Here is a 516-nt window from a genome sequence, read left to right as displayed (position 1 = left end):
ACCGTCAGATACACGAGAACTATAAGTTGTATCCGATCAACTTGCTCGCTGCAGGTCGTGAAGATTCAAGCATTATCACAGAAGCGGTGAAACGTCAGCTTGCTGATAAGCTAGAACAGTTACCAGAAGGCGCAAGACCGTATCTTGTTGCGAGCTACGCTAACCCAGTAAATAACCAAGATTAGTCGCTGCGTATGCTGCCCAAATGAGTTGAGCGCATTCCAACTACTCCAATGTAAAACACCTCGTATTGAACGAGGTGTTTTTGTCTCTGCGTATCTCTTTTTGTCTATCCAATTAGCGCGCGACTGCGCCACCTAAGGTCAGATTCTTTGGCCACTTGGTTATCTTATTGCCACCCAAAAAGATGTTGCCTTTTACCGTCATTGTGTCGGGAAACTCGGTCAGGGCCGAACCACCAATGTAGAGGTTGCCATCGACCACCAACCCTTCTGGCAGCGCTTTCAGTGGCGTGCGGATCACACTCAAATCACTGTTTACTCGAAGCTTTGCCGG

2 pseudogenes are annotated in these 516 nt (G+C 48.1%); one reads left to right on the top strand and one right to left on the bottom strand.

The window, feature by feature from the left end:
- Nucleotides 1-185: pseudogene (locus R7044_RS28115) on the top strand (1-acyl-sn-glycerol-3-phosphate acyltransferase); the annotation flags it as partial.
- 112 nt (nucleotides 186-297) lie between these two features.
- On the opposite strand, the pseudogene R7044_RS28110 reads toward R7044_RS28115, so the two are convergent.
- Nucleotides 298-516, bottom strand: a pseudogene (locus R7044_RS28110) (hypothetical protein); the annotation flags it as partial.

Source organism: Vibrio sp. 1402, assembly GCF_033340275.1.
The sequence above is the reverse complement of the archived record's forward strand: the minus strand, read 5'-3'. Positions and strand labels throughout refer to the sequence as shown.